13 protein-coding genes are annotated in these 5,154 nt (G+C 37.8%); 9 read left to right on the top strand and 4 right to left on the bottom strand.

Annotated features, from left to right (window positions below):
* Window positions 1-249 precede the first annotated feature (249 nt).
* The 9 genes from AN490_RS04325 (at window position 250) to AN490_RS04290 (ending at window position 3,409) form a co-directional block, all read left to right on the top strand.
* Window positions 250-450, top strand: coding sequence for a CCE_0567 family metalloprotein (locus AN490_RS04325; RefSeq protein ID WP_015081332.1), 201 nt, complete (start codon window positions 250-252; stop codon window positions 448-450).
* Window positions 447-764, top strand: coding sequence for a nitrogenase-stabilizing/protective protein NifW (nifW, locus tag AN490_RS04320; RefSeq protein ID WP_015081333.1), 318 nt, complete (start codon window positions 447-449; stop codon window positions 762-764). Before AN490_RS04325 ends, nifW begins: the two co-directional genes overlap by 4 nt.
* Window positions 765-774: 10 nt before the next feature.
* Entirely contained in the window at window positions 775-1,557 is a 783-nt protein-coding gene (locus AN490_RS04315) for a HesA/MoeB/ThiF family protein (RefSeq protein ID WP_148762483.1), read from the top strand.
* 62 nt (window positions 1,558-1,619) lie between these two features.
* Window positions 1,620-1,988, top strand: a complete 369-nt coding sequence (locus tag AN490_RS04310; RefSeq protein ID WP_300000327.1) for an iron-sulfur cluster assembly accessory protein — start codon at window positions 1,620-1,622, stop codon at window positions 1,986-1,988.
* Window positions 1,989-2,093: 105 nt separating this feature from the next.
* Window positions 2,094-2,393: a 2Fe-2S iron-sulfur cluster-binding protein gene (locus tag AN490_RS04305; RefSeq protein ID WP_015081336.1), complete on the top strand. Its 300-nt coding sequence runs from the start codon at window positions 2,094-2,096 to the stop codon at window positions 2,391-2,393.
* 111 nt (window positions 2,394-2,504) lie between these two features.
* Window positions 2,505-2,756, top strand: a complete 252-nt coding sequence (locus tag AN490_RS04300; protein ID WP_300000323.1) for a FeoA family protein — start codon at window positions 2,505-2,507, stop codon at window positions 2,754-2,756.
* A 143-nt stretch (window positions 2,757-2,899) separates the two neighbouring features.
* Window positions 2,900-3,130 carry a DUF433 domain-containing protein gene (locus AN490_RS04295; RefSeq protein WP_300000321.1) on the top strand — a complete coding sequence of 77 codons (231 nt, stop codon included), beginning with the start codon at window positions 2,900-2,902 and terminating at the stop codon, window positions 3,128-3,130.
* On the top strand, window positions 3,127-3,237 hold the full coding sequence (locus tag AN490_RS22885) for a DUF5615 family PIN-like protein (protein WP_366925014.1): 111 nt from the start codon (window positions 3,127-3,129) through the stop codon (window positions 3,235-3,237). Before AN490_RS04295 ends, AN490_RS22885 begins: the two co-directional genes overlap by 4 nt.
* 25 nt (window positions 3,238-3,262) lie before the next feature.
* Window positions 3,263-3,409, top strand: coding sequence for a type II toxin-antitoxin system HicA family toxin (locus tag AN490_RS04290; RefSeq protein WP_300000319.1), 147 nt, complete (start codon window positions 3,263-3,265; stop codon window positions 3,407-3,409).
* A 36-nt stretch (window positions 3,410-3,445) separates the two neighbouring features.
* On the opposite strand, the gene AN490_RS04285 is transcribed toward AN490_RS04290, so the two are convergent.
* From AN490_RS04285 to AN490_RS04270, 4 genes are all read right to left on the bottom strand, one after another.
* Window positions 3,446-3,781, bottom strand: a complete 336-nt coding sequence (locus AN490_RS04285) for a DUF5615 family PIN-like protein (RefSeq protein WP_148762470.1) — start codon at window positions 3,779-3,781, stop codon at window positions 3,446-3,448.
* On the bottom strand, window positions 3,765-4,088 hold the full coding sequence (locus AN490_RS04280) for a DUF433 domain-containing protein (RefSeq protein WP_148766892.1): 324 nt from the start codon (window positions 4,086-4,088) through the stop codon (window positions 3,765-3,767). The genes AN490_RS04285 and AN490_RS04280 overlap by 17 nt, the downstream gene beginning before the upstream one ends.
* Before the next feature lie 125 nt (window positions 4,089-4,213).
* Window positions 4,214-4,621 carry a hypothetical protein gene (locus AN490_RS04275; protein WP_300000314.1) on the bottom strand — a complete coding sequence of 136 codons (408 nt, stop codon included), beginning with the start codon at window positions 4,619-4,621 and terminating at the stop codon, window positions 4,214-4,216.
* Window positions 4,618-4,920: a hypothetical protein gene (locus tag AN490_RS04270; RefSeq protein WP_300000312.1), complete on the bottom strand. Its 303-nt coding sequence runs from the start codon at window positions 4,918-4,920 to the stop codon at window positions 4,618-4,620. Before AN490_RS04270 ends, AN490_RS04275 begins: the two co-directional genes overlap by 4 nt.
* Window positions 4,921-5,154: the final 234 nt, after the last annotated feature.

The raw sequence follows: 5,154 nt of genomic DNA, 5'->3' as shown, positions 1-5,154 counted from the left end.
CAGTTGTCAGTAGGGGCGAAGCATTTGGAAGATAAATTATCGGTCATTGCCAAAAATAGTTCTCCAAATGCTTCGCCCGTACAGTTGTCAGCATTTGGAAGATAAATTATCGGTCATTGCCAAAAATAGTTCTCCAAATGCTTCGCCCGTACAGTGGTCAGTGGTTAGTGGTTAGTGGTTAGAGGAAACTTTCAAATTTGTTCTCTTCTATAGCAAATTACAACTGACAACTGACAAAGGACAAAAAATATGACCATTGAGGAAATCACCACCAAGATCAAAAAGCTAAATAGTAAAGCAGGTCAAATGAAAATGGATCTGCATGATTTAGCGGAAGGTTTGCCCACAGACTACCACAAACTAATGGATGTTGCTGCGGAAACTTACGAAATCTACTGTCAGTTAGATGGACTCAAGCAACAACTCAAAAAAATGGAGAATTCTAAATGAGTACCAATATTGATGAATTCAAGAAGTTAGTAGATGCAGAAGAATTTTTCATCTTCTTTAATCTGCCCTACGACCAAAAATTTGTAAATGTTAATCGTTTACATATTTTGAAAAAGTTTTCTCAGTTCATGAGTCAAATTGATGATACTTATCCCCAGATAAGTGACGAAGAAAGATTAGAGAAATATTGTACAGCTTTGCAACAAGCTTATCAGGTGTTTATAGAATCTACACCCCATGAACAAAAGCTGTTCAAGGTGTTTAATGATAAGCGAAAAAATGTTGTCACCCTGACAGAAATCACCTCAGATTAGGAGTTAAAAAGTGATCAACCTAACGCCTACCGAATTGGAACGCTATAGTCGCCAAATGATGCTTCCTAATTTTGGCGAATTAGCTCAAAAGCGCCTGAAATCAGCGACTGTTTTGGTGTCGGGTGTGGGTGGATTAGGCGGTACGGCGGCGCTTTACCTAGCAGTAGCGGGTGTTGGGCGGCTAATCCTAGTCCGGGGTGGAGATTTGCGGCTGGATGATATGAATCGTCAGGTTTTGATGACTGACGACTGGGTGGGTAAACCTAGAGTATTTAAAGCCCAAGAAACACTTAAAGCCATCAATCCCGATGTCCAAGTGGATGTAGTTCACGATTACATTACCGCCGAAAATGTGGATGAGTTGGTGCAGTCGGCGGATATGGCTTTGGATTGCGCTCATAATTTCACTGAACGCAATTTGTTAAATGCAGCCTGTGTCCGCTGGCGCAAGCCCATGGTAGAGGCGGCTATGGATGGAATGGAGGCTTACCTCACTACGATTATTCCTGGTGTCACACCTTGTTTATCCTGTCTGTTTCCAGAAAAGCCTGATTGGGATCGGCGCGGTTTTTCTGTGCTGGGGGCGGTTTCTGGGACTTTGGCTTGTTTGACGGCTTTGGAAGCGGTGAAGTTGATTACTGGTTTTAGTCAACCGCTGTTGTCAGAGTTGCTGACCATTGATTTGAACCGAATGGAATTTGCTAAACGCCGTTCTCACCGCGATCGCAATTGTCCAGTTTGCGGTAATACTGCCCCTTGGAGATATTCCCAATCTCAAACTGCAACGGTATAAAGTACCTCTTTTTTCAAATCCACATTCCAAATCAGAATATTCGCTACAGAATAGGAAACAAAATGACTGTTACTTTAACAGAAAAGGCTGAATTTCGTCTGCGGGCATTTTTAAAAGGTTCTGCAACCGAAGACGCTAAAAAGGGTGTCCGCATCTCCGTTAAAGATGGTGGTTGCAGCGGCTACGAGTATGGCCTCGAAATTACCAGTAAGCCCCAACCTGATGATGTCGTATCTCAACAAGGAAATGTGTTGATTTACGTTGATGCTAAAAGTGCGCCGTTATTAGCAGGTGTGGTAGTTGATTTTGTTGAGGGAGTAATGGACAGCGGCTTCAAGTTTTCCAATCCCAATGCAACTGATACCTGCGGTTGTGGCAAGTCTTTTAAAACCAATGATGGTACTCCCACTGGTGTACCTTGCGGCCAATAGTTCAAAGTTCAAAAAATAAGCCTTTCATTTTGAATTTTGAACTCAGCCGGGGAAACTTAACTAACTCAAAAACTCACTTCATTCACGTTTGAGGAGAATTAAAAAATGGCGACCTACCAAGTAAGATTGATCAGCAAAAAAGAAGACTTCGACACCACAATTGAATGTGACGAAGACACCACAATTCTAGATGCAGCAGACGAAGCTGGGATTGAATTACCTTTCTCCTGTCACTCCGGTGCTTGTTCTAGCTGTGTAGGTAAGGTTGTTGAAGGTGAAATCAATCAAGACGATCAATCCTTCCTAGATGATGAGCAAATAGGCAAAGGATTCGCTCTATTATGTGTTACCTATCCTCGGTCTAACTCTACAATCAAGACTCACCAAGAACCTTATCTTGCTTAATACAATATCTGTAGGGGTTTAGCATTGCTAAACCCTCTAACTTTCACAATGATGGAGGATGTTTATCATCTTTCATCATTTCAATTTTCGCTTTTTATTTTTTATAATCCAATGTTTATTCCTTTTACTATTATGGGTTGTTCTTTAGAATTGATGAAAGCAGGCGATTGTGGGATAGTTACTGTTTGTCAAAGTCAAGATGAGATAATTAGAAAAAAGCTGATATTAATGGGCATTAAAACAGGGAATACGATTACTGTAGAACAGCAATTTCCTACTTTTGTGATTAAATGTGGTAGTTTATCTATGACTATAGATCGGGAAATAGCACGGGCTATTTATGTGCGGGTGATTGATGGGTGAAAGGATTGATTATTAACTTTTGTTTAAATTATGATTTTTAGCACCAAAATTCTGTATAGTATTTAATACAGAATTTAAATTTATAGACTTAAACCTAAAGCAAAAGATGTTAAAATACTATAAAGTTAGAGAGATTAAATAATATGAGCTATCAAGATATTATTACCATTGAGCCAGATAAGCGGGGTGGTAAACCTTGTATTCGCCGGATGAGAATCACAGTTTATGATGTTTTAGGTTGGTTAGCATCTGGTATGTCTTATGCAGAGATATTAGAGGATTTTCCCGAATTAACAGAAGACGATATTAGAGCTTGTCTAGAATTTGCTGCTGACCGTGAACATCGTTTAGTTGCTACGGTAGGTGCGGTTTGAAATTGCTTTTTGACCAAAATTTGAGTCGTAAATTAATAACTCGATTAGCAGATATTTTTTCTGATTCTAGTCATGTTCAGCTTCATGATTTAGCAGAAAAAACTTGATCACCAAACAGGTAGTCATATTCGATTGACAACTCAAGAAAATGGTAAACATCACATTACTATTCCTAATCATAGTCCAATTAAAATTGGGACTCTTAGTGCCATTTTACGTGATATTGAGAACCATTTTAATTTTACCCGCGATGAATGCCTAACTCAATTATTTGAATAGTGGTTGACTGTGTTGGAATCAAAAGCAATTTAATTTTCACAAAAATTCAAGTTGATTTTTCATATCTCCTGGTTCAAGTGTTTCCCAAATCAGAATTAAAGTATTTAAAATTTCACCAATTGAACGGCGTTTCTGATCACAATACGTAATTCCTGCATGAGTTATACCGCTACGATGAAGAATAACAAAATCATCATCATGAGTAATCAATATCCGATTTTCAGATAAAGCAAAAGCAATTTGTTCTCTGTCTGATACACCCATTAATCCGGTTTCTGACGTTGTAGTAACATTGATTCCTCGACGATGTAAACCTAACGCGATCGCATTACTAACACTTTCATCTAAATGAAATTTAATTCTCTCTATCATTGCGTTTTTTCAGTTTTTGTTGCAGAATCGAAGGAGTTTGTGCTTGAATTTCTTGGATTAAAGCCTCTGATTCTGATATTTGTTGCCTAATTTCTTCCCGATGATCATGATAGTATGCTAAAGCAGCATAGACATCAGACAAGGTAATACTAGGATAATGGTAGAGAATTTCATCAGGAGACATTCCCATTTGTTCATGCCAAATCACAATATCCTGAACTCGAATCCGATGTCCAGCAATGCGAGGTTTTCCTCCACAAATACCAGGAGTGATTTCAATATGTTCTTTGATTACGTTGACGGACATAGTATTATCAAGAGAATTATTTGCTCTAATTATATCACTATTTTATTAGGTAGGTGCATATTGTCGTTTGAGTATCTTACAAAGATTTGGACTATTACTGTACCTTTAGCTCTATTTGAAATTATTTAATTTTTGACTTGTTGGAAAGTTTTATAATTTCTACAAACAACCTCTAAACAAATATCTCCTTCCAAACGAAAATAAATTAGCGATTGTAAATTAGTGTTAATTATTCCAGTTTGATTGACAAATGGATAGGATGTGGATAAAAATTTCTGGATATTATCTTCAATTTTCTTGAGTTCAACTTCTCCTACCCAAAAACAGATATCTTCATCATTTGCATTTAGAGGTTGGGAAAAAACCAGGTGAATAATTTGGTAAAATTCAATGGCTACATCATCAGCTTCAGGACCGAAAGTAAAATCAAGACGTAATCCCAGGTTTTGAGGATTTAAAGAAATACCAACTAAGTCAGCACTTTTTAAATCTTCGAGAAAAGTAGTGAGGGTTGGTGCAATTGTTGTTGTCATAGATTCACAATTTCTCCAGTATTATGAGTATTAGCTCCAGAAACAAATTCTATCTGCTCTCCATATTGATTGTAGCGACGACGATAAGATTTGCCATCAACTGCTTTAATTCTAGGACCTGTGCGGACAATTTCCCCATTTGGTCGAATATGAATTTGGCTACCGTCTGGATGCTGAAATGTTTCATAACCCCCTTGAGTTTGCGTTTTAAATTCAAATCTTTGGTTACTGAGAATTATTAAGACTTCTGAACGAGTTTTTCCTGTTAAGTTAGGTAGTTGTTGAGCGGCTATATTCATTTATAAGAGCTTGTTTATTATTCCCATTTTACTCTCTATTTTGTAGGGTAAGTTAGCGACAGCGTAACCCACCATCAGTAGTTAATAGTGAGTTACGGTGTATGAACATCATTCTATTTTAGTGCATGATTAGCTGGTGTAACTAACCGTTCTATAAAACTTACCCAAAATTACCAAAGTCTAGACACATCTGGACAGCGATAACCTTAGTGTTTACTTCCTGCTTCATCACGG

It is taken from the genome of Anabaena sp. AL09 (assembly GCF_001672255.1).
In the GTDB taxonomy this organism is placed as follows: Bacteria; Cyanobacteriota; Cyanobacteriia; order Cyanobacteriales; family Nostocaceae; genus Dolichospermum; species Dolichospermum lemmermannii.
This window is presented reverse-complemented; position numbering and strand designations above follow the sequence as displayed.

Coding starts and splice junctions, on each gene's coding strand:
- nifW (WP_015081333.1), top strand. CDS start 447: ATGAGTACCAATATTGATGAATTCAAGAAGTTAGTAGATGCAGAAGAA.
- AN490_RS04275 (WP_300000314.1), bottom strand. CDS start 4,621: ATGACAACAACAATTGCACCAACCCTCACTACTTTTCTCGAAGATTTA.
- AN490_RS04270 (WP_300000312.1), bottom strand. CDS start 4,920: ATGAATATAGCCGCTCAACAACTACCTAACTTAACAGGAAAAACTCGT.
- AN490_RS04295 (WP_300000321.1), top strand. CDS start 2,900: ATGAGCTATCAAGATATTATTACCATTGAGCCAGATAAGCGGGGTGGT.
- AN490_RS04285 (WP_148762470.1), bottom strand. CDS start 3,781: ATGATAGAGAGAATTAAATTTCATTTAGATGAAAGTGTTAGTAATGCG.
- AN490_RS04300 (WP_300000323.1), top strand. CDS start 2,505: ATGTTTATTCCTTTTACTATTATGGGTTGTTCTTTAGAATTGATGAAA.
- AN490_RS04280 (WP_148766892.1), bottom strand. CDS start 4,088: ATGTCCGTCAACGTAATCAAAGAACATATTGAAATCACTCCTGGTATT.
- AN490_RS04325 (WP_015081332.1), top strand. CDS start 250: ATGACCATTGAGGAAATCACCACCAAGATCAAAAAGCTAAATAGTAAA.
- AN490_RS04305 (WP_015081336.1), top strand. CDS start 2,094: ATGGCGACCTACCAAGTAAGATTGATCAGCAAAAAAGAAGACTTCGAC.
- AN490_RS04310 (WP_300000327.1), top strand. CDS start 1,620: ATGACTGTTACTTTAACAGAAAAGGCTGAATTTCGTCTGCGGGCATTT.